Below are 21,988 nucleotides of genomic sequence, written 5' to 3' on the forward strand. Positions count from 1 at the left end.
GCTCAGCGCCGACAGCCGGATGGTCGTGGTGATGAGCAGCACCGCGGCGACGAGCATGACGATCGCCAGGCCGCTGGCGAGCAGCGTCGCCCGGTCGAGCACGAGGAACAGGTTGTCGAACAGCTTGCGCTGGTCCTGGACCTCCTCGACACCCTGCCGGCCCGACACGACGTCGGCGACGACCTGGTACTTCTCGGGGTCGGTGAGCTTGATGCGGTACGAGGAGTTCATGTCGTCCGCGGTGGCCGCCGACGCCCAGAACTGATCCTTGAACTGCTTCTGGAAGGCGTCGAACGCCTGCTCCTTGGTCTCGAAGTAGACCTTCTCGACCCATGGCTTGATCTCGGGGGCGTCGAGCGCGGCCTGGATGTCGGCCTTCTGCTCGTCGGTCACCTCACCGGCCGCGCACGTGGGCTTCGACGAGTTCTGCGGGCACAGGAAGACGGACACCTCGACCTTGTCGTACCAGTCGTCCTTCATCTTGCCGATCTGCAGCTGCAGCAGCGCCGCGGACCCGACGAACGTCAGCGAGACGAACGTGACGAGGATGACGGAGATCGTCATCGACAGGTTGCGCCGGAGCCCCTGGCCGATCTCGGAGAGGATGAACTGGAGGCGCATCAGCGGTCCGACCCGTAGACGCCGCGCGACTGGTCACGGACCATCTCGCCGGTCGACAGCTCGATCACGCGCTTGCGCATCTGGTCGACGATCTCGTCGTCGTGGGTCGCCATGACGACGGTGGTGCCGGTGCGGTTGATGCGGTCGAGCAGGCGCATGATCCCCAGGGAGGTCGTCGGGTCGAGGTTTCCCGTGGGCTCGTCGCACAGCAGGATGCTGGGGCGGTTGACGAACGCGCGCGCGATGGCGACGCGCTGCTGCTCACCGCCCGACAGCTCGTGCGGGCGGCGCTTCTCCTTGCCGGCGAGGCCGACCATCTCGAGCGTCTCGGGCACGGTGGTGAGGATGTGGTGGCGCGGCTTGCCGATGACCTGCAACGCGAACGCGACGTTCTCGAACACCGTCTTGTTGGGCAGCAGCCGGAAGTCCTGGAACACGGCGCCGATCTGGCGGCGCAGGTGCGGGACCTTCCACGACGACAGGTTGCCGAGCTCCTTGCCGGCCACGAACACGCGCCCGGCGGACGCCCGCTCCTCACGCAGCACGAGCCGCAGGAACGTGGACTTGCCGGATCCGGAGGCCCCGACGAGGAAGACGAACTCGCCCCGTTCGACGTCCAGGGACACGCGGTCCAGCGCCGGTCGGGCGCCGCGCGCGTAGACCTTGGTGACGTTCTCGAATCGGATCACGACATCGGTGGCCAGTGCTCGGGGACAGGCGGGGAACTGCTGCTGGCCTCGTCGAGACTAGGCAACGTCGCGTGACCACCCTCACGTGACACGCCGTCGGTTGCCTGTGAGGACGGACGGCCGTCCGCTTCGCCCCGATTCGGCTCAGCGGGACGCGCTGCGCTGGGCCCCGACCGAGCGCGGCGCCGGGAGCTCGGCCTCGGTGTCGTCGACGTCGCCGCGGCGCGCCTCGAGGGTGCCGAGCGGGTCCTCGAGCACGTCCGCGAACGCGACCTCGGCCGCGCCGATGAGCTGCGCGTCGGACCCGAGCTCCGAGCGCACCAGCAGGGCCTGCTCCCGCATGGGCCCGAGCGCTCGGGCGAACGCCTCCGCGAGGGTCGGCTCCATCGTCGGGTAGAGCGCACCGAGCGTGCCGCCGAGCACCACGACCCGCGGGTTGAAGAGGTTGACGAGGCTCGCGAGGCCGATGCCGACCCACTCCCCCGTCTTGCGCACGCCCGCGACGGCCCGCCGGTTGCCGACCGCGACATCGGACAGCACGTCGTCGATCTCCGCCTCGCGCGGGTCACGACCCACCGACCGGATGATCGCCGCGTCGCCGATCTCCGCCTCCCAGCAGCCACGCGCACCGCACGAGCAGACGCGGCCGCCGGGCTTGACGACGATGTGCCCGACCTCGCCCGCGTACCCGCCGGCACCCTTGAGCAGCTCGCCGTCGACGACGACACCGCCGCCGACACCGGCCTCGCCGCGCACGTAGAGCACGTCCTGCTGGCCGCGCGCCGAGCCGCGCAGGTACTCCGCGACCGCCCCGAGGTCGCCGTCGTTGCCGACCGCGATCGGGAACCGGTGGTCCGTCGCGACGCGCAGCAGATCGGCGATCGGGACCTCGTGCCAGCCGAGCGGGGGCGAGCGCCGCACGAGTCCGTCCGGCTGGCGCACGCTGCCGGGGATCGACACGACGATCCCGAGGCACACCGAGCCCGGAGCCGCGCGGCTGTCCATCTCGCGGGCGAGGGTCGCGATGAGGTCGACGACGCCCGGCACGTCCATCGGCGTGGTCTGATGCAGCCGCCGCCGCACCTGGAGCATGTAGCCGCCGAGCCCGACGCGGGCCGCGCCGACCCCGGACTGCGTGACGTCGAACGCCAGCACGTGCACGCTCGTGCTCACCGGCTCGACGACGTTCGACGGCCGGCCCTTGCCCCGGACGACGCCGGGCCGCTCCCGCACGAGGCCCGTCTTGACGAGCTCCGACGTGAGCGACCCGACGGTCGACCTGTTGAAACCGGTGGTGGCGACGAGGTCCGACCGCGACGCCGGGCCGTGGAAGTGCAGCTGCCGCAGCACCGCGGACAGGTTCTGCCGACGCACCTCGTCCTGCGCGGACGCATCCGCACGCCGCACGACAGGACCCGCACCGAGCCGCACCGCCTGCCCCCTTCAGCCCGCCAGCTCCGTGCGCTAGCCCCGTCCTGTCGCCCGTGCCCGCCGGCGCGAGAGCGCGTCGACAGCCGCAGCACCTGCGAGCACGAGGCCGGTCACCACGTACTTGATGCCGGCCGAGTATCCGAGCAGGCCCATGCCGTTGTCGATGATCGCGATCACCATGCCACCGATGATGGCGTCGATGATCCGGCCCTTGCCGCCGAACAGCGACGTCCCACCGATGACGGCCGCGCCGACCGCGTAGAGCAGGACGTTGGACCCACCCTGGTTCGGGTCGACCGAGTTGGCACGGGACACCGCGAAGATGCCGGCGGTCGCCGCCATCGTCGAGCAGATCATGAAGCACGCGATGCGCACCCCGGAGACCCGGATGCCGGCTCGGCGCGTCGCCTCGGCGTTGCCGCCGACCGCGTAGATGTGCCGCCCGAACGCGGTCCGGGTGAGCACGAAGCCGAGCAGCAGCGCGATGAGGATGATGATCGGGACGACGATCGGGACGCCCTTGATCGACTTGAGGTCCGGGCGCGGCCCCCGCTCCATGTTGAGCTCGTAGACGGCCACGAACACGACGACGGCGAGCGCCACGATCTTGAGGACCACGAGCTGGATCGGCTGCGCGAGCAGCCCACGCTTGCGCCGCTGGCTCCAGTTCCACAGGCCGCTGAACGCGTAGGCGCCGACGCCGACCACCGCGAGGACCCAGCCGAGCACCGGCGGCACGTTGTTGTTCTCGAGCGCGAGGATCACCTTGTCGGTGACCGAGATGTTGCCGCCGTTGCCGATCATCAGCAGCACGACGCCCTGGAAGGCGAGGAAGGCCGCCAGGGTCGCGACGAACGACGGGATGCCGACCTTCGCGACCATCAGACCGAGCATGATGCCGATCACCGTTCCGGTGACGAGCGCCGCGAGCACGGACACGTACCAGGGCCAGCCGAACTTCGTGAGCGTCAGCGCGAGCACCGTCCCGCAGACGCCGGACGTGAAGCCGGCCGACAGGTCGATCTCACCCAGCAGCAGGACGAACACGAGGCCCATCGCGAGGAGCATGACGACGGCGCCTTGCTGGAACAGGTTCGCGACGTTGACGTTGGTGATGAACTTCTCGGGCCGCAGCGCGAAGAACACGAGGCTGAGCACGACGAGCGCGGAGATCGCGGGCAGCGACCCCATGTCACCGCCGCGCACCTTGCTGATGTAGCCCTGCACGGCCTCGGAGAAGGTCGGCTGCTCGACGTTGCCGGCGAGGTGCGACAGCGACGTCGGCTTGTCCGCCGGGGAGAGGGTCGGGGTGCTCATGCGAGGGTGCTCCCGTTCGCGTCGGTGGTGGGCGCGTCGGCCGGGACGTTCGCGGCCGCGACCGGGACGGCGGGCACGTTCGACGACGAGCCGCTGGTGATGAGCTCGATGACCTCGGCCCGCGAGCTCTCGGACGCGCGGACCTGGGCGGCCGTCTGCCCGAGGTAGAGGACGTTGATGACGTCGGCGACCTCGAAGACGTCGTTCATGTTGTGGCTCACGAGCACGACCGCGAGCCCGGCGTCGGCGAGCCGGCGCACGAGCTGCAGCACCTGCTCCGTCTGCGCGACGCCGAGGGCGGCCGTCGGCTCGTCGAGGATGACGACCCGGCTGTTCCACAGCACCGCACGCGCGATCGCGACCGTCTGGCGCTGACCACCGGAGAGGCTCGCGACGTGCTGCCGGATCGACCGCACCGTCCGCACGGACAGGCCCGCGAGCACCTCGGCGGCCCGGGTCTCCATCGTCGCCTCGTCGAGCCGGACGCCCTTCTTGAGCTCCCGGCCGAGGAACATGTTGTGGACGATGTCGAGGTTGTCGCACAGGGCGAGGTCCTGGTAGACGACCTCGATGCCCAGCTCGCTGGCCTTCGCGGGGTCGGAGATGTGGGCGGGCTCGCCCTCGAAGAAGACGTCGCCGGCGTCGAACGGGTAGATGCCCGCGATGCACTTGATGAGCGTCGACTTGCCGGCGCCGTTGTCGCCGACCAGCGCGGTGACCTCACCGGCCCGTGCGACCAGGTCCACGCCCCGCAGGGCGTGCACCGCACCGAAGTTCTTCCGCCCGCCGCGGACCTCGAGGGTCGGCGGCGGTGCCAGGTCGGGTGCGCCGTGCGCTGGGGTTCTCATCGTCCACCTCGTCGTGTCCTGCGGTGCCCCTGATCGCGGGGGTCACCGCTGCCTGGGGGTCGAGCCGTCGTCGTCCGCGCCGTCGCGGTCGGTGGCTCGCCCGGGGTGCTGTCCGCGGCCCGTCGTCCGGTGCTCCTGCGGCCTGCGCGCGCCCTGTCCGTCGCCGCCGCAGTCCGGCGGTGCCGTCTCAGGGACGCGCCCGGCCGGTCCGCGGTTGACGGACCGGCCGGGTGCTCCCGCCGGTGGCCGCGACGTGCCGCGCGACCACCGACGGGTCCGTGCTCAGGAGATGCCGGCCTCGGTGCACTTGGCGGCGAGCTCCGCGGTGCAGACCTTCTCCTTGGTGGTGAAGCCGTCCGCGATGACGTCCTTGACGTTGTCGAAGTAGATCGCCTCCGGCTTGAGCAGCACGGCCTTGACCTCCTTGTTCGTCTCGGTGTCGGTCACAGTGCCGGTCGCCTGGCTGGAGGCGTCCTCACCCTTGGCGAGCGCGACGGCCAGACCGGCGGCCGCGTCGGCCTCCTTCTTGATGGCCTTGTAGACCGTCATGCACTGGTCGCCCGCGAGGATGTTCTGCAGGCCCTGGTCGGTCGCGTCCTGACCCGTCACCGGGATGGTGCCGTTGACGCCGTTCTTCTTCAGGACGTTGATGACCGAGTTGGCGAGCCCGTCGTTCGCGGCGAGGACGCCGTCGATCGCACCGCCCGTGGTCGTCCACTGCTGCTCGAAGATCGTCTGGGCCTGCTTGTTGTCCCAGTCCGGCACGGCGTCGTCTGCGACCTTGGTGTAGTCGCCCGAGTCCATCTTCGGCTTGAGCGCCTCGACGGCGCCCGCGTTGAACAGGGTCGCGTTGTTGTCGGTCGGGGAACCGTTCAGGTACGCGATCTTCGCCTGGGTCTTGCCCTTCTCGTCCAGGCACTTCTGCAGGCCGGCGCCCTGCAGGCGGCCGACCTCGGTGTTGTCGAACGACACGTAGAAGTCCGCACCGCCGCCGAGGGTCAGGCGGTCGTAGTCGATCGTCGGGACGCCCTGGTCCTTGGCCTTCTGGAGGACGGCCTTGCCGGACCCGGAGTCGAGGTTGACGATCACCAGGACGTCGACGCCGTTGGTCAGCATCTGGTCCGCGATCGTCTGAAACTGCGTCTTGTCACCCTGTGCGTTCTGGATGTCGGCGTCGACGCCGGCGGCCTCGAACGCCGACTTGAGGAGGGGCGCGTCGGCCGTCTCCCAGCGAGCCGAGGACTTCGTGTCCGGCAGGATCACGCCCACCGACGGCTTGTCGCCGCCACCGCTGCTCGCGGTGTCGTCGCTTCCCGCGTTGTCGTTGCCGCTCGAACAGCCGGCCAGCAGCAGCCCGGTGGCCATCACGGCCGCCGTCCCCAGGAACATGCTTCGTCGCATCGCTCTCCCTCTCGTGACGACGCCCCATTGCGCTCGTCTCCACCCGGCGCTGGGCGCTCGGACATATGTTGCGTGCCACAACATATGAGCGAGTGCTGCAGGTCACAAGCAGTTTCGGATGTTCCGTGGTCAAACTGTGACCTTTCCGCCACCCGAACGAGGCACCACCATCGCTCATCCGGGTCTCATGTTGCAGCAGGCAACATAACCGTCGCGGGGTGTCCAGCGCGGCCGGACGGGGTCGCGGTGCACGCGTCGGACCTGCTGGACGGGCGTCCGGGCACGTCAGCGCCGTGGCCGGCCGCGAACACCGGCGGCACCAGGTCCGCCGCCGCACCACCAACCCGTGCGTCACGACGACAGACGCCCCCGACGCGGGTGCGTCAGGGGCGTCGGGGTCGTCACCGCGCGCCGAGCCCGCGGGGCGTCACGAGGAGGTCAGGAGGCGTCGAGCTCCTGCGACTTGCGCCACCGGATGCCGGCCTCGATGAAGTCGTCGATGTCGCCGTCGAACACCGCGCTCGGGTTCCCGACCTCGTGCTCCGTCCGCAGGTCCTTGACCATCTGGTACGGCTGCAGCACGTACGAGCGCATCTGGTCGCCCCAGCTCGCCTTGACGTCGCCCGCGAGCGCCTTCTTCTTCGCGTCCTCCTCGGCCTTGCGGACCAGGAGCAGGCGGGACTGCAGCACGCGGAGCGCCGCGGCGCGGTTCTGGATCTGCGACTTCTCGTTCTGCATCGACACGACGATGCCGGTCGGCAGGTGCGTCATGCGAACGGCCGAGTCCGTCGTGTTGACCGACTGCCCGCCGGGGCCGGACGAGCGGAACACGTCGACCTTGATCTCCGACTCGGGGATCTCGATCGAGTCGTTGGTCTCGATGAGCGGGATCACCTCGACGGCGGCGAAGCTCGTCTGGCGCCGGCCCTGGTTGTCGAACGGCGAGATGCGCACGAGCCGGTGCGTGCCGGCCTCGACGGACAGGTTGCCGAACGCGTACGGCACCTTGACCTCGAACGTCGCGGACTTCAGGCCCGCCTCCTCCGCGTAGCTCGTGTCCAGCACCGCCGTCGCGTAGCCGTGCCGCTCCGCCCACCGCAGGTACATCCGCAGCAGCATCTCGGCGAAGTCCGCGGCGTCGACGCCACCCGCACCCGCGCGGATCGTGACGACGGCCTCCCGCTGGTCGTACTCGCCCGACAGCAGCGTGCGGACCTCGAGCTCTCCGAGGTCGCGGCGGATCGCGACGAGGTCGGCCTCCGCCTCGGCGAGGCTGTCCTCGTCCTCCATCTCGGTGCCGAGCTCGACGAGCGTCTCCAGGTCGTCGATCCGGCCGCCGAGCTTCGACACGCGGTCGAGCTCCGCCTGGGCCGACGACAGCGCGCTCGTGACCTTCTGGGCGGCGTCCGGGTCGTCCCACAGGTCCGGCGCCGACGCCTGCTCCGACAGCTCGGCGATCTTCGCCTTGAGCGCCGTCGGGTCGCTCACCGCCTGGATGGACTCGAGCGTGGAGCGCAGGCTGCGGATCTCGGAGGGGAAGTCGGTGGTCGCCACAACCGTCCAGGCTACCGGTGTTTGTCACCCGGTCCGCGCGAGAGCCGTGGGCGCTCAGTCCGGTCGGTTGTTCACGACGCCCGGGCCACGGACTCCGCCTCGAGCGCGATGCCGTCCGACCACGGCGCGAGCACCCAGCTCAGCAGCACGGGCCTCGCGGTGGCGCCGAGCCGGACCTCCGCGGACCGCCCGTCCGGCGTCGTGGCGGACAGCACGGTCAGGTCGTGCAGCCCCTGCGCCGCCGCCGGGTTGTCGCGCAGGTAGTCGTCGACGGCCGCACGGACGCTCGAGTCGGACAGCGGCAGCCCGGCCTGCCCGCTCCCGTCCGGGAAGTAGCCCTGCTCAGCGAGCGCGTCGGCGGACTCCAGCGCGACGAGGTCCGCGAGCGCCAGCAGCCGCTTGCGCTCCAGGTGCACGGCCGTGGCGGACGCGACGACGGTGACCAGCAGCAGAGCGATCGCCACGAACCCGATGGTCAGGATCATGATCTGGCCGTCGTCCTTCGCGGTGCCCGACGCCCGCGACGTCCGGCCACGACCCCGCCACGTCATCGCGAGCTCCGGAACTCGTCGACAGCCGCGACACGTTCCGCGCTCACCGGGACCTCGAGCGGGATCGCGCCACGGACGAACGCAGGCACGAACGGCAGCGGCACCCGGATCTCGACCCGGGCCGCCACTCGCCCGCCGGGCACGAGGCACGGCGTCGTCGAGCAGGTCAGCTCGAGCGCGTCGGCGGGGTCGTCGTCGAACGACTGGTCCCGCAACGCGATCCCGACGGACGTCACCGCCCGCTGCGTCCCGACGGCCGACGAGTCCGCCGTGACGTACGTCCGCGCGGCCTCCCGCGCGGCGCCCTCCGCCGCGAACGTCGCCGCCTGCACACGGCCCAGCACGAGCACCAGGTAGACGATCGGGACGAGCAGCACCACGGTCGCGCCGAGGAACTCGAGGATCGCGTTGCCCGCCTCGGCGTCGTCGCCCCGCACGCGACGCACGACCCGGCTCCATGCCCTGCGCCACCGCGTCACGGGTTCTCCTCCAGCGCATGGCCGTGCACCGTGAGACGCCCGCCAGGCCCGACCAGCCCGACGACCGGCAACGGGCTGGTGACCTGCACGTCGACGACGTCGACGCCGCCGACGGTCGTCCGGACCGCGGTCACGTCGCGCGCGTAGGCCACCGAGAGGGACTGCTCGATCAGTGTCCGCGTGCGTTCCTCGCCGTCGGCCGGCTCGTGCCCCGACAGGGCCGCGTACCGGGCACCCTCGGCCGCGCAGTCGACGAGTGTGTTGCGCACGTGCTGGACGAGCGCGAGCTGCAGCACGGCCACGAACAGCACGGTGACGAGAGCGCCGACGAGCGCGAAGTCGACGATGGCCGAGCCCTCGTCGCTGCTCGTCAGGGGCCCGTGACGCCCGCGATCGCGTCCTCGAACACGCGGCCGAGCGCCGGGCCCGCGATCATCCAGAGCGCGGTCACCAGCCCGGCCGTCATCAGGGTGACCAGCACCCAGCCCGGCACGTCGCCGCGGTCGACCGGACCGCCGTCCTCGTGCCACCGCGCCAACCACCGCCCGTGGCACCGCGCGGCGACCCCACGGCCCCACCCGGTCGCGCGTGCCGCGAGCCCGGCGCTCCGTCCCTGCGTCCTGGCGTTCGTCATCGGTGTCTCCTTGGTTGTCGTCCGGACGCCACCCGGCACCCACACACGCGGTCGGATCCGGGGGGCGGTCTCTGTCACAGCCCGACCCTCAGCACGACGAGGCTCGGGAACACGGCGAACACGACGGTGATCGGCAGGATGAGGAACACCACCGGCACCATCATGAGCACTTCCTTGCGGCCGCCCGACTCCATGAGGGCACGCCGCCCTTCCTCCCGGACGTCCTGAGCCTGCGCCCGCAGCACCTCCGCGAGCGGCGTCCCCCGCTCGACGGCGACGGCGACGCCCTCAGCGAACCGTGCCAGCGCGGTGAGCCCGGTGCGGTCGGCGAGCCCGTCGAGGGCGACGGTCAGCGGCGCCCCCGCCCGGGCGTCGGCCAGGGTTCGAGCGAGCTCGCCGGTCAGCTCGCCGTGCGTGCTGCGAACGACCCGTTCGAGCGCGCCGACCGCTCCCTCCCCCGCACCGACGGCCAGCGCCAGCAGCTCCGCGACGGTCGGCAGCTCCGCGAGCATGCGGGCCTCGCGGTGCGCGACCTCACGGGTCAGCAGCCAGTCGCGCCCCAGCACGCCGGTGATCCCGCACAGCGCGACGAGCACGACGAGGGCCACCGGCGACGTCTGGCGCACCGACAGGAGCGCGAGCGCGAGCCCCAGACCGGCGGCGAGCCCCACGACGCCCCAGACGACCTGGCCGGCGCGGAACTGCTCGACGGTGTCGGCGCGACCGGCCCGGGACAGCCGACGGCGCAGGTCGGACGTCGTGGACCCGAACCGCGCGACGAACCGCACCGCGTCCGCCATCACGGGGGCGATGAGCCGCTCGACGGTCGGCAGCGCGGTGTGGGCGGCCGGGGTGCGCAGCAGCCGTGACGCGCTGCTCCGCGGCCGCAGGTACGGCGCGAGCCGCTGGTCGAGGCCGATGCGTCGGGCACGCAGCCGGGCGACGACCAGCAGGATCCCGAGCCCGCCGAGAAGCCCGACGAGCGCCCCCTGCACCGTCGGACTCATCGCAGCACCCGCGGGTCTTCCGGCAGCCGCGCGATGCGGAGCATCAGGAGGTAGGCGACGACCGTGCACGCGCCGCCCGCGAGGAGCACCGCGAGGCCCGCCGTGGTGTCGTAGGCACGCGCTGCCTCGGGCCTCGTGGACAGCAGGGCCAGCACGATCCACGGCGCGGCCACCGCGAGCCGGGCGGCGTAGACGGTCCAGCTCTGCCGGGCCTCGAGCTCCCCTCGCGTCCGCAGGTCGTCGCGCAGGAAGGTCGACAGCGTCCGCAGCAGCCGCCCGAGGTCGGTGCCGCCCACGTCGCGCGTGAGCCGCAGGGACTCGACGATGCGGTCGGCCACGGGGTCCGCGAGGCGCAGCTTCAGCGAGTCGAGGCACTCGCCGAAACGGCCCGTCGCGCGGTAGTCCTCAGCGAACGCGAGGAACGGCCCGCGCAGCTCGACGGGCCCGCGCTCGGCGATCTGCGCGACCGCCTCAGGAAGGGACAGCCCCGCGCGGATGCCCGACGCGAGGTGGTCGACGACCTCCGGCCACAGCTGACGCAGGCGGGCACGCCGCCGTCGCGCCCGGCCGCGCACGAGGGCCGACGGCGCGAGCCCTGCGAACACGCCGAAGCAGAGCGCGATCGACGGGACCCGGGTGAGCACGAGCCCGACGAGCAGGGCGACGAGGCCGAACCCCACGCTGGTCAGGGTGAGCCCGCCGGGCGTGACTCCCTCCATCCCTGCCTGGACGAGCGTGTCGCGGGTCCGGGCGCTCCATCCGGGGCGGCCCCCCGACGGTCGCTCGACCGGCGCCCACCACGACCACCACACGCACGCGACGCCCGCACCGAGGAGCAGACCGACGACGACGCCCACGACGACCTCAGCCCCGCCCGCGCAGCAGCGCGGCGAGGTCGGTACCGGTGCGAGCGAACCGCTCGGGGTGCGGCGGGAAGCCCTCGGCACGCACGAGGTGCCCTGCTCGGGTGGTGAACACGTCGGCCGTCTCCACGACCCCCTGCTCGACTCGCCCGGGCACCGCGACGATCTCGCGCACCTGCCGCCGACCGTCGACCTCCACGCCGAGGTGCACCACGAGGTCGACCGCGGACGCGACAGTCGGCACCACGAACCGGTCGGACACGTTCTCGCCGGCCAGCAGCGGGAGCGTGCACAGCTTCGTGAGCGCCTCCCGCGCGGAGTTGGCGTGGATGGTGCACATGGCCGGCACGCCCGCGTTGAGCGCGATCAGCAGGTCGAGCGCCTCCGCCTCGCGCACCTCGCCGACGAGCAGCCGGCTCGGGCGCATGCGCAGCGCCTCCTTGACCAGCCGCCGCAGCGGGATCTCGCCCGTGCCCTCGAGGCTCGGCTGCCGGCACTGCATCGCGACCCAGTCCCGCGCGCTGAGCCGCAGCTCGAAGACCTCCTCGCACGAGATGACGCGCTCCCGCGGGGGGATCGCACCGCACAGGGCGTTGAGCATCGTCGTCTTGCCCGCCTGCGTCGACCCCGACACGAGCACGTTGAGCCCGGCCCGGACGGCCGCGTGCAGGAACGCCGCGGCGTGCGGCGGCAGCGACCCGAGCGCGACGAGGTCGTCGAGCGACGTGGCCCGCACGACGTACTTGCGGATGTTGACGCTCCAGTGGCGCCGCGTGACGTCGGGGATCACGGCGTGCAGGCGCTCCCCGCCGGGCAGGGACGCGTCGACGAACGGGCTCGACAGGTCGAGCCGTCGGCCGGAGACCTTGAGCATCTGCTCGACGAGGTCCCGCACCTGACCGTCGGTGAGCATGGTGGTCGTGAGCTCGGCCTCGCCGCGCCTCGCCACGAACACCTGGCTGGGCGCGTTGATCCAGATCTCCTCGACCTCCGGGTCGTCGAGGTAGCGCTGCAACGGGCCGAGCCCGGCCACTGCGTCCACTACCGCCTTGTGGGCGGCCGCGGGGTCCGCGAGGGGTGGGACGGCGCCGACCACGGACCGCTCGTCGTAGTCGGCCATGGCGTCATTGACGAGCGCGACCACGCCGGCGCGGTCGCGGGCGGGGTCGAGTCCTGTGCGCCGGATGAGCTCGCGGACCTCGCTCTCGAGGATCGCCACGCCGTCCACGGCACACACCCCCCGCCCGATTCGTCCGGTTCCTGTCCCGGGTGAAGGTAGAGCACCGGGTGAGTCCTCGCGGCGCGTTGTCCACAGTCCAGACGAGGCGACGACACCCCCGCACGAAGTCCCGCGGGCCGCCCTCGGCGGGGCACTACCGTGTGAGCGTGAACACGAGCGCCACCAGCACCCCCGCCCTGCACGTCCTGCCCTCGGGCACCCAGCACGTCCTCGAGCGAGGCGCGCATCGCGCGGTGATCGCGGCGGTCGGCGCGAGCGTGCGTGAGTACACGGTCGACGGCCGCGACGTCGTCCTGCCGTTCGACGAGGCGGTCATCGCGCCGGCCTTCTCGGGCGCGGTCCTCGCGCCGTGGCCGAACCGGCTCCGCGACGGCGAGTACACGTTCGACGGCGTTGACCACGAGGTGCCGGTCACCGAGCACGCCCGCCGCACCGCCCTGCACGGGCTGGTCGCGTACACCGCGTTCATCGAGGTCTCGTCCGACTCCGACCACGTCACGCTCGAGCACGTCGTCGTGCCGACGCCCGGCTACCCGTGGCCGTTGCGTCTGCGCGTCACCTACACGCTCGGCGACGCCGGGCTCACGGTGGACGTCGCCGCGACGAACCTCGGCACGAGCGCGGCACCGTACGGCATCGGGTTCCACCCCTGGCTCTCCCCGGGCGACGCGACCGTCGACGAGTGCACCCTGCAGGTCGACGCGACCCACCGGGTCACGGTCGACGACCGCCTGCTCCCCGTCGGCGACGAGCCGGTCGCCGGCAAGTACGACCTGCGCACCGCCACGCTCCTGCGCGGCATCGAGCTCGACGACGCGTGGCTGGGCATGCTCCGCGACGAGCAGGGTCTGTCGTGGATCCGCCTCACCGGCACCGACGGGCGCACCGCCGCGCTGTGGGCGGACGCCACGCTCGACACCTGGCAGGTGTGCACCGGCGACGGGATCCCCGGGATCGACCGGGGCGGCGTGGCCGCCGAGCCGATGACGTGCATCGCCGACGCGTTCCGTACGGGTGACCGGCTCGTCCGGCTCGGCGCGGGCGAGACGCACGAGGTGCGCTGGGGCCTGACGCTCCTGTGACCTGGTGCCCGTCCCGCTCGGCGCACGACCGGCCGAGCGGGCCGGGCGCGACGACCGTCAGGCGGTCGGGTCAGCCGTCGTAGTACTCGCCGTCGGCCTTGACGCCCTTGACGTACTCCCAGTGCCACCGCTCGTGGGGGCCGCTGCCGCCCGGCTGCGCCCACGCGGGGTTCTGCCACCCGTACGTGGGGCCGTTCTCGTTGAGCCACGTCCACTTCGCGCCGGACGTCTGGTCCTGGCACAGGTCGACCGCGAGGCCCCACCCGTGGTTGCTCTTGCCGGGTGCGGCGGCGAGACCGCCCTTCTGCGCCTTGACGGCGCGCTGCTGCGCGAGCGTCCGGTACCCCGAGCTCAGGCACAGGTCGACGCCGAACCGGGCGGTAAAGGCCTGGTTGAACTCGGCGAGCGAGACGGCCGCGTCGGCGCGCAGCTGCGTGTGGCCGTCCCACAGCGTGCACAGGTCGGCCGTCTTGAGCAGGCCGTTCTGACCGGCGGCGCGGGTCGACCCGTCGCAGCCGGCGAGGATCGACCTCGCGTCGTCGCGGCTGGCGCTCGCCACGCCACGGTCGACGAGCGCGTCGTCGGACGCCGTGAGCGATGCGGGCGGCAAGACCGACAGCGCCGACCCGGTGAGGGCCGAGACCGTCGACGGGAGCGTGGAGTCGGCGAGCGCGTCGTAGCTCGACCCGCCCGGACCGGCGAACGCGCCCTGGCTCACGGCGGGGATGATGACCGTGCCGCCGGCGAGGGCTCCGAGCACGCCGAGCCGCACGACGAGCCGCGAGGGGCGGCCCGCCCGCCGGACGGGCGCTGCGTCGTGCTGGACCGCCCGGCCGGGGCGGTGCCGGGTGGAGCCGACGCGCACGGTCTCGGCGGCCGCCAGCACCGCGGCGTCACGCTCCGGCGAGGCCGTCGGGAGCACCGGGGCGGACGACGTCTCCGAGGAGGGCATCTCGACGGTCGCCACGTGGGACGAGCGCGAGACGACCTGCGCCGGCTCCGCCGACTGCGACCGGGCCGGGGTGGGCTCCGACGACGGGGAGAGCGGCGCGGTCGGCTCCGCAAGGCGCGAGAGGGCCGAGGTCGGCTCCGACGGACGAGACGACGGCGAGGCGGGAGCGGACGCCCGCGACAGGGACGAACCTGCCCGCGTGGTCGCCCAGGTGGGAGTCGTGGGTGCCGGGCGCACCGCGGGCGCCGGCGCGCCGGGAACGGGGTGGCCGCCGGGCACGGACGAGCCGGCCTGGTCGACGCTGCCGGGCACGCCCGCTCCCCGACCGGTGTCCCGCGAGTGGGCGTTCGGGCCGGGCGTCGCGCGGACGCTGGTGATCCGCGGCATCCGGTCCGCGACGGGCGAGTGGTCCACGGTCGGCCGCAGCGCGGTGACGTCCCGCGGGCGCTCGGTGACGGGGGGCAGACCCGGTCCGCCCTGCAGCGGACGGCCGACCTGCGCGGGCGGCACGGCGACCGACCGTCGGGACGCAGCGGGGGTCGCCGGGCGCGGGGTGGGCGCGCCGGGACCCTGCGTCGCGCGGGCCTGCCGCTCGGCCTCGCGGAGGCTGCGGCGAGTCGGGAGAGCCGTGCTCGACTCTGCTCGATCAGACCCCACGACACCTCCTGTCCTCGTACGTCCGCGACCCTCGGGCGAACCTCCGCGGTCGTGCGCGGCAGCCCGTCGTAGCGGGTGCCTCGTCGACCGCGGTCACGAAACCATAACGGCTTGCGGTCACGCTTCCAAGCCCCTGGACAGGCGTCCAGCGCCCGCGCGGGACAGAACAGGGCGACACGCCCGCGCACTTCCCGGCGACACGCCGGGGTGACGCACCGATCAGGTCGCCTGCCCCCGCTGCATCGCGTCCCGGACCTCGCCGACGAGCTCCTCCAGGATGTCCTCGAGGAACACCACGCCGACGGTCGTGCCGCCGGCGTCGACGCGGGCGAGGTGCGACCCCGAGCGCTGCATCGCCGACAGCGCCTCCTCGACCTCGTCGTCCGGCCGGACGACGGCCAGCATGCGCACCCGCCAGGTGGGCACGGGCACGTGGCGCCCGGGACCGTCGGCGTACAGGACGTCCTTGACGTGGAGGTAGCCCGTCGGACGGCCGCCGTCGTCGAGCACCGGGAACCGGCTGAAGCCCGTGCGGGCGACCAGCTGCTCGATGTCGTCGGGTGTGCTGTCCTTCGCGGCCGTGACGAGGCGTCCCACCGGGATCATGACGTCCTGCGCGGTGCGGTCCGAGAACTCGATCGCGCCCGCGAGCAGCCCCTGCTCGTCGGCGAGCAGCCCCTCGGCCTGCGAGCGCTCGACGATCGACTGCACCTCCTGCGCGGTGAACGCGGACGCGACCTCGTCCTTCGGCTCGACGCCCGCGAGGCGCAGCGCGTGGTTGGCGAGCCAGTTGAGGGCGGCGATCACGGGCCGCACCATGCGCGCGATCCAGACGAGCGGCGGCCCGAACATCAGCACGGCACGGTCGGGACCGGCGACGGCGAGGTTCTTGGGCACCATCTCGCCGAGCACCACGTGCAGGTACACCACGAGCGCGAGCGCCAGGACGAACGCGATCACGTGCGACAGGTCCTCGTCCACGCCGATCGCGGCGAGCGGGTCGTGGATGAGGTGCGCGATCGCGGGCTCGGCGACGACGCCGAGGCTCGTCGAGCAGATCGTGATGCCGAGCTGGGCGCACGCGAGCATGAGCGACACGTGCTCCATGGCCCACAGGACCGTCCTCGCACGGCGGTCCCCCGCCTCCGCGAGGGGCTCGATGGCGCTGCGTCGCGCGGAGATGATCGCGAACTCGGCGCCGACGAAGAAGGCGTTCCCGGCGAGCAGGAGGGCCGCGACGACGAGCGCGAGGGTGCTGTTCACAGCGCCTCACCGTCCTCGTCGAGCTCCTCGGAGACGCGCACACGCTCCACGCGGCGCCCGGCCATCCGCTCGACCTCGACCCGGACGCCGTCGACGACGACCGCGTCGCCCTCGTCGGGGATCCGCCCGAGCTTGTACATGAGCAGCCCGCCGAGCGTCTCGAACGGACCGTCGTCGGGCACGCGCAGGCCGGTCGTCTCCTGCAGCTCGTCGGGCCGCAGGACGCCGGGCAGCAGCCACGAGCCGTCCTCCGACCGGGCGGCGGAGGTGCGTCGCCGGTCGTGCTCGTCCGCGACGTCGCCGATGAGCTCCTCGACGACGTCCTCGAGCGTCACCACGCCGGAGGTCCCCCCGTATTCGTCCACGACGACCGCCATCTGCAGCCCGAGCCCCCGTAGCTCGACGAGCAGCGGGCCCAGGTGCACGGTCTCGGGCACGCGCGGCGCATCGACCATGAGCGCGGCGGCCGGGACGTCGGCGCGCCGCTCGAACGGCACGGTGATGGCCCGGCGCAGGTGCACCAGACCGTCGATGTCGTCGGCGGACTCGCCGATCACGGGGAACCGCGAGTGGCCGCTCTGCCGGGCGAGCGCAATGACGTCGGCCGCGGTGTCCTCGCGACGGACGACGACGAGCCGCTGCCGGTCCGTCATCACGTCGACCGCCGTGAGCTCCGTGAAGTCGATCGAGTTGGTGAGGAGCGTCGCGGTCGACTCGTCGAGCGTCCCGACCTGCGCCGAGCGGCGCACGAGCGCGGCGAGCTCCTGCGGCGAGCGGCCGCCGGACAGCTCCTCGCGCGGCTCGACGCCGACCGACCGCAGCAGCGCGTTGGCGCTCCCGTTGAACAGGTTGATGAGCGGGTGCAGCGCGGTCGTGAACGCGCGCTGCAGCGGCGCGACCGTGCGGGCCGTGCCGAGCGGGCGGGCGATCGCGAAGTTCTTCGGCACGAGCTCGCCGAACACCATAGAGAAGCCGTTGACCAGCACGAGGGCCAGCACCGCGGCGAGCGCACCGCTCCACGCCGACGAGCCGAGCGGCTGCCGGACGAGCCGCGCGACGGCGGGCTGCGTCGTGTAGCCGAGCAGGATCGTCGTGAGCGTGATGCCGACCTGGGCACCCGAGAGCTCGGTCGACAGCCGCCGCAGGGCCGCGAGCACCGACTGGCCGCGGCGGTCCCCCGGGCGCAGCTGCTTCTGGACGACGCCCGGGTCGAGCGTGACGAGGGAGAACTCGCTCGCGACGAACACCGCGGTGCCGAACGTGAGGAGCACCCCGAGACCGACGAACAACCAGTCGGTCATGAGTCACCACCGGGCGGGGTGGGCAGCGGTGCAGCGGACAGGAACATCGAGGGGCCGGCACTGTCCCGGAGGGGCGCGCACGCCAGGCCGGGGGGCCGGCAGCTACTTGAGCTGCTCATCGTGGCGACATCATACGAGGCGACGGCCGCGCGCGAGCGGTGAGGACGACGGCCGGCCTGCACGGGACCCCCACGAGTCGTGCACGCCTTCGCAGGTCGTCCGGGGTGCGCTGTGCCACGCTGACCCCATGATGAACAGCACCGGCAGCGGCGCGGGCGGCTCGACGACGGTGCTCGTCGTCGAGGACGAGCCCGCCATCGCTCAGGCCATCGCCCACCGGTTCTCCGCCGAGGGTTGGCGCGTCGAGGCCGCGGGCGACGGCCTCACAGGCGTGGCCGCCGCCGCGCGCCTGCACCCGGACGTCGTGGTGCTCGACGTGATGCTGCCCGGCATCGACGGTCTGGAGGTGTGCCGCCGCATCCAGGCCGACCGTCCGGTGCCCGTGCTGATGCTCACCGCGCGCGACGACGAGACGGACATGCTCATCGGCCTCGGCGTGGGCGCCGACGACTACATGACGAAGCCCTTCTCGATGCGCGAGCTCGTCGCCCGGACGAAGGCGCTGCTGCGCCGCACGGAGCGCGCCGCCCGCGCCGCCGAGCTCGCGCAGGCGGCGACGCCGGACCCGCCGCTCGTGATCGGCGACGTCACGGTGGACCGCGCGCAGCGCCGGGTCCTGCGCGGCGACGACGAGGTGCACCTGACCCCGACCGAGTTCGACCTGCTGCTCGCGCTCGCGGGCTCGCCGCGCACGGTCCTCACACGTGAGCGCCTGCTCGCCGAGGTGTGGGACTGGGTCGACGCGAGCGGCACGCGCACGGTCGACTCGCACGTGAAGGCGCTGCGCCGCAAGCTCGGCCCGGACCTCATCCGCACGGTGCACGGCGTCGGCTACGCGTTCGAGCCGGCGGGAGGCGGACAGGAGCCCGAGGACGCGTGAACGCACCGCGGCACGTGCGGGGTGAGGCGGGACGTTCGCGCCTGCCGGACGTCCGACCGCTCGACCGGTTCCGCTCGATCAAGATCAAGCTGGGCATCCTCGTCGCCGCGAGCGTGACGCTCGCGTCGTTCGTCACGTGGGTGGGCCTGTCGCGCCACCTCGGGCCGAGCCGGACGCTCCCGCTGGCGATCGTGGCGTCGCTCGTCGTGACGCAGGTGCTGGCGCGCGGCATGACGTCGCCGCTGCGGGAGATGACGCAGGCGGCACGCTGGATGGCGGCGGGCGACTACACACGTCGCGTGACGGCGTCGAGCGCGGACGAGGTCGGGCAGCTCGCGGACGCGTTCAACACGATGGCGGACGACCTGGAGCAGGCGGACTCGTTCCGGCGCGAGCTCATCGCGAACGTGTCGCACGAGCTCCGCACACCGGTCACGGCGCTGCAGGCGCAGCTGGAGAACATCGTCGACGGCGTGTCCGACCCGGACCCGACGACGATGCAGGCCGCGCTCGCGCAGACCGAGCGGCTGGGCAGGCTGGTGTCGTACCTGCTCGACCTGTCCCGGCTCGAGGCCGGCGACGTCCCGCTCGAGATCAGCGACGTGCGGCTCGAGGAGTTCCTGCACGAGGCGGCAGACGGCGCGGCCCTGGTGGGCGCGAGCAAGCGGCTGCACTTCCCGGTCGTGGTGACGCCGCCGGACCTCACTGTCCCGGCGGACCCCGAGCGCCTGCACCAGGTGGTGGCGAACCTGCTGCACAACGCGGTGCGGCACTCCCCGCCCGACGACGAGGTGCGGCTCGAGGCGTCGCGCGTGGCGGGCGAGGTGCGGATCGACGTGGTCGACCACGGGCCGGGGATCGCGCCCGAGCAACGGCCGCACGTGTTCGAGCGGTTCGTGCGCGGCAACACGCCGGCCATCACCGGCCAGGGGTCGACGGGCGGCACCGGTCTGGGGCTCGCGATCGTGCGGTGGGCGGTGGAGCTGCACGGCGGCCGGATCGAGGTCGCCGACGTGGAGCCGGGCTGCACAATGCGCGTGACGCTGCCGGCTGGGGCGCCGCTGGGGTCGGGCCGGTTCGAGAGAACCCCATTGTTCTAACTCGAATAGAACAGTAGGTTGGCCGCATGCCACCCGACCCGGACGACCACACGATCCGCGTGGCCCACCTCTCGAAGCAGTTCGGCACGGTGCGCGCCGTCGACGACCTGTCGTTCGAGGTCGGCCCCGGCCGCGTGACCGGCTTCCTCGGCCCCAACGGCGCCGGCAAGACGACCACGCTGCGCATGCTCCTCGGCCTGGTCCGGCCCACGTCGGGCACCGCCACGATCGGCGGCCGCACGTACGCCGAGCTCGACCGCCCCGGCCGTACCGTCGGCGCCGCGCTCGAGGCGGCGAGCTTCCACCCGGGCCGGTCCGCGCTCGACCACCTGCGCGTGTACGCCCCGCAGGTCGGCGTGCCCGACTCGCGCGCGTCCGAGGTGCTGCAGCTCGTCGGGCTCGGCGCCGTGGCGGACCGCCGCGTCGGGGGGTTCTCGCTCGGCATGCGCCAGCGGCTCGGCCTCGCGACGACCCTGCTGGGCGACCCGCCCGTGCTCCTGCTCGACGAGCCTGCCAACGGGCTCGACCCCGAGGGCATCCGCTGGTTGCGCGTGCTGCTGCGCACGCTCGCCGCCGAGGGACGCACGGTGCTCGTGTCGAGCCACGTGCTGTCCGAGGTCGAGCAGACGGTCGACGACGTCGTCATCATCGCCCGCGGCCGCCTCGTGCACGCGTCGTCGCTCGCCGACCTCGCCCGGCTCGCCCGTCCCCGCGTGCGCGTCACGTCGCCCGACGCCGCCGGGCTCGCGGCGCTCGTCCAACGCGCCGGCTGGGCTCGCACCGCGCCCGACGAGCCCGGGGTCGCGGAGCTGTCCGACGTCACGACGGCGACGGTCGGCGCGGCGGCGTTCGCCGCCGGCGTCGAGCTGCACGAGCTGACCGGCCGGGACGCAGGCCTCGAGGGGCTGTTCCTCGAGCTCGTCGCGGACAGGTCGGGCGCAGCGGGCCCGGCTGCCGGGGCGGCGACGGACGGGGCGGCGGCCTGATGCGCGCGGCGCTCGTCACCGAGTACCGCAAGCTCGTCACGACTCGCCTGTGGTGGATCCTGCTGCTCGCGATGGTCGCGTACATGGGGTTCCTCGCGGCGCTGCTGGCGTGGGGTGTCTCCGAGGGCGGCGGGATGTCGAGCACCGCGCAGGGCGGCACCGACGACCTCGTGCTGACCCCCGAGGGCGTGACGCGGTCCGTGTACACGATCGCGGTGACGTTCGGGTACGTGTTCCCCCTCGTCGTCGGCGCCCTGACGTATCCCGCCGAGCTGCGCCACCAGACGATCACCCCGACGTTCCTGGCCGAGCCGCGACGCACCGTCGTGCTCGGCGCGAAGCTCGTGTCGGGCACCGCGCTCGGGCTCGTGTTCGGCGTCGCCGGGACCGCGGCCGCGGCCGGCGCCGGCGCGACCGTGCTCGGGCTGCTCGGCCACCCGACGTTCCTCGACTCGGCCTCGACGTGGCGCACGCTCGGGCTGTCCGCCGTCGCGCTCGCGCTGTGGGCGTTCGTGGGTGTCGCGCTCGGCACGGTCCTCACCAACCAGGTGGCAGTCGTGGTCGTCGTCCTTGCGTTCACGCAGTTCGTCGAGCCCGTGCTGCGCTTCACGCTGTCGCTGACGTCGTGGGGCACGGGGGTCGCGTCGTACCTGCCCGGCGCGGCCGGCGAGGCCGTCTCGGGCGGCAGCTTCTACTCCGAGTCCGGGCTGGGGCAGCTGCTGCCCTGGTGGCAGGGCCTGCTCGTGCTGCTCGGCTACGGCGTCGTGTTCGCGGTGATCGGCCGGTTCACCCGGCTACGGCAGGACGTCACGTGATCTCCGCCCGTACCAGCACGTGAGATCGGACCTTCTCGCAGTACGGAACGAGGCGGTCGACGCATGACCTCGGCGGACGCGCGGCGCACCCGGTCTTGAGGTCGTGCGTGGACCCCCGTTGCCCACCGTTGACCCTGGTGTGCCGACCAGGTGAAACCGTCGTGCGAACGCCCCGCCCCACGGTCCTGTGAACGGGC

At 72.8% G+C, this 21,988-nt stretch carries 22 protein-coding genes; 5 read left to right on the top strand and 17 right to left on the bottom strand.

Going from position 1 to position 21,988, the window contains the following annotated elements:
- From ftsX to J7523_RS04275, 14 genes are all read right to left on the bottom strand, one after another.
- A partial coding sequence (ftsX, locus tag J7523_RS04210) for a permease-like cell division protein FtsX (RefSeq protein ID WP_291882651.1) occupies positions 1-621 on the bottom strand: 621 nt, incomplete at its 3' end.
- Entirely contained in the window at positions 621-1,310 is a 690-nt protein-coding gene (gene ftsE / locus J7523_RS04215; RefSeq protein WP_203757260.1) for a cell division ATP-binding protein FtsE, read from the bottom strand. The genes ftsE and ftsX, both read right to left, overlap by 1 nt.
- Before the next feature lie 144 nt (positions 1,311-1,454).
- Complete coding sequence (locus J7523_RS04220; protein ID WP_291882652.1) at positions 1,455-2,717, bottom strand: ROK family transcriptional regulator; 1,263 nt, start codon at positions 2,715-2,717, stop codon at positions 1,455-1,457.
- 57 nt (positions 2,718-2,774) lie between these two features.
- Positions 2,775-4,058: an ABC transporter permease gene (locus J7523_RS04225; protein WP_291882655.1), complete on the bottom strand. Its 1,284-nt coding sequence runs from the start codon at positions 4,056-4,058 to the stop codon at positions 2,775-2,777.
- Positions 4,055-4,906, bottom strand: coding sequence for an ATP-binding cassette domain-containing protein (locus tag J7523_RS04230; protein WP_291882657.1), 852 nt, complete (start codon positions 4,904-4,906; stop codon positions 4,055-4,057). The genes J7523_RS04225 and J7523_RS04230 overlap by 4 nt, the downstream gene beginning before the upstream one ends.
- Before the next feature lie 282 nt (positions 4,907-5,188).
- Complete coding sequence (locus J7523_RS04235) at positions 5,189-6,307, bottom strand: substrate-binding domain-containing protein (protein WP_291882659.1); 1,119 nt, start codon at positions 6,305-6,307, stop codon at positions 5,189-5,191.
- A 438-nt stretch (positions 6,308-6,745) separates the two neighbouring features.
- The gene (prfB, locus tag J7523_RS04240) at positions 6,746-7,861 is read right to left on the bottom strand and encodes a peptide chain release factor 2 (RefSeq protein WP_291882661.1); all 1,116 of its coding nucleotides are present in this window, start codon (positions 7,859-7,861) and stop codon (positions 6,746-6,748) included.
- 71 nt (positions 7,862-7,932) lie between these two features.
- Positions 7,933-8,412 carry a pilus assembly protein TadG-related protein gene (locus J7523_RS04245; RefSeq protein WP_291882662.1) on the bottom strand — a complete coding sequence of 160 codons (480 nt, stop codon included), beginning with the start codon at positions 8,410-8,412 and terminating at the stop codon, positions 7,933-7,935.
- The gene (locus tag J7523_RS04250) at positions 8,409-8,858 is read right to left on the bottom strand and encodes a pilus assembly protein (RefSeq protein ID WP_291882664.1); all 450 of its coding nucleotides are present in this window, start codon (positions 8,856-8,858) and stop codon (positions 8,409-8,411) included. Before J7523_RS04250 ends, J7523_RS04245 begins: the two co-directional genes overlap by 4 nt.
- Positions 8,859-8,887: 29 nt before the next feature.
- Positions 8,888-9,265: a TadE family protein gene (locus tag J7523_RS04255; RefSeq protein ID WP_291882946.1), complete on the bottom strand. Its 378-nt coding sequence runs from the start codon at positions 9,263-9,265 to the stop codon at positions 8,888-8,890.
- Positions 9,262-9,525 carry a hypothetical protein gene (locus tag J7523_RS04260; protein WP_291882969.1) on the bottom strand — a complete coding sequence of 88 codons (264 nt, stop codon included), beginning with the start codon at positions 9,523-9,525 and terminating at the stop codon, positions 9,262-9,264. Before J7523_RS04260 ends, J7523_RS04255 begins: the two co-directional genes overlap by 4 nt.
- Before the next feature lie 74 nt (positions 9,526-9,599).
- Positions 9,600-10,532 carry a type II secretion system F family protein gene (locus tag J7523_RS04265; RefSeq protein ID WP_291882666.1) on the bottom strand — a complete coding sequence of 311 codons (933 nt, stop codon included), beginning with the start codon at positions 10,530-10,532 and terminating at the stop codon, positions 9,600-9,602.
- A complete protein-coding gene (locus tag J7523_RS04270; RefSeq protein ID WP_291882667.1) occupies positions 10,529-11,389 on the bottom strand; it encodes a type II secretion system F family protein in 861 nt (286 codons plus the stop codon). Before J7523_RS04270 ends, J7523_RS04265 begins: the two co-directional genes overlap by 4 nt.
- Positions 11,390-11,396: 7 nt before the next feature.
- Positions 11,397-12,623 carry an ATPase, T2SS/T4P/T4SS family gene (locus J7523_RS04275; RefSeq protein WP_291882669.1) on the bottom strand — a complete coding sequence of 409 codons (1,227 nt, stop codon included), beginning with the start codon at positions 12,621-12,623 and terminating at the stop codon, positions 11,397-11,399.
- Between the two features lie 158 nt (positions 12,624-12,781).
- On the opposite strand from J7523_RS04275, the gene J7523_RS04280 reads away from it, so the two are divergent.
- Positions 12,782-13,717 (top strand): aldose 1-epimerase family protein, encoded by a 936-nt coding sequence (locus tag J7523_RS04280; RefSeq protein ID WP_291882670.1) that lies wholly within the window; start codon positions 12,782-12,784, stop codon positions 13,715-13,717.
- Between the two features lie 70 nt (positions 13,718-13,787).
- On the opposite strand, the gene J7523_RS04285 is transcribed toward J7523_RS04280, so the two are convergent.
- The 3 genes from J7523_RS04285 to J7523_RS04295 form a co-directional block, all read right to left on the bottom strand.
- The gene (locus J7523_RS04285) at positions 13,788-15,179 is read right to left on the bottom strand and encodes a D-alanyl-D-alanine carboxypeptidase family protein (RefSeq protein WP_291882672.1); all 1,392 of its coding nucleotides are present in this window, start codon (positions 15,177-15,179) and stop codon (positions 13,788-13,790) included.
- 366 nt (positions 15,180-15,545) lie between these two features.
- The gene (locus J7523_RS04290; protein ID WP_291882673.1) at positions 15,546-16,589 is read right to left on the bottom strand and encodes a hemolysin family protein; all 1,044 of its coding nucleotides are present in this window, start codon (positions 16,587-16,589) and stop codon (positions 15,546-15,548) included.
- On the bottom strand, positions 16,586-17,890 hold the full coding sequence (locus J7523_RS04295; protein WP_291882675.1) for a hemolysin family protein: 1,305 nt from the start codon (positions 17,888-17,890) through the stop codon (positions 16,586-16,588). The genes J7523_RS04290 and J7523_RS04295 overlap by 4 nt, the downstream gene beginning before the upstream one ends.
- A gap of 247 nt (positions 17,891-18,137) precedes the next feature.
- On the opposite strand from J7523_RS04295, the gene J7523_RS04300 reads away from it, so the two are divergent.
- Genes J7523_RS04300 through J7523_RS04315 form a run of 4 tightly spaced genes read left to right on the top strand, consistent with a single transcriptional unit; the run spans position 18,138 to position 21,791 of the window.
- The gene (locus tag J7523_RS04300; RefSeq protein ID WP_291882677.1) at positions 18,138-18,890 is read left to right on the top strand and encodes a response regulator transcription factor; all 753 of its coding nucleotides are present in this window, start codon (positions 18,138-18,140) and stop codon (positions 18,888-18,890) included.
- Positions 18,887-19,990: a HAMP domain-containing sensor histidine kinase gene (locus J7523_RS04305; protein ID WP_291882679.1), complete on the top strand. Its 1,104-nt coding sequence runs from the start codon at positions 18,887-18,889 to the stop codon at positions 19,988-19,990. Before J7523_RS04300 ends, J7523_RS04305 begins: the two co-directional genes overlap by 4 nt.
- Positions 19,991-20,016: 26 nt before the next feature.
- A complete protein-coding gene (locus J7523_RS04310; protein ID WP_291882681.1) occupies positions 20,017-20,976 on the top strand; it encodes an ABC transporter ATP-binding protein in 960 nt (319 codons plus the stop codon).
- Positions 20,976-21,791, top strand: coding sequence for an ABC transporter permease (locus J7523_RS04315; protein ID WP_291882682.1), 816 nt, complete (start codon positions 20,976-20,978; stop codon positions 21,789-21,791). Before J7523_RS04310 ends, J7523_RS04315 begins: the two co-directional genes overlap by 1 nt.
- Positions 21,792-21,988: the final 197 nt, after the last annotated feature.

Source organism: Cellulomonas sp. (genome assembly GCF_017744555.1).
Taxonomy (GTDB): domain Bacteria; phylum Actinomycetota; class Actinomycetes; order Actinomycetales; family Cellulomonadaceae; genus Cellulomonas.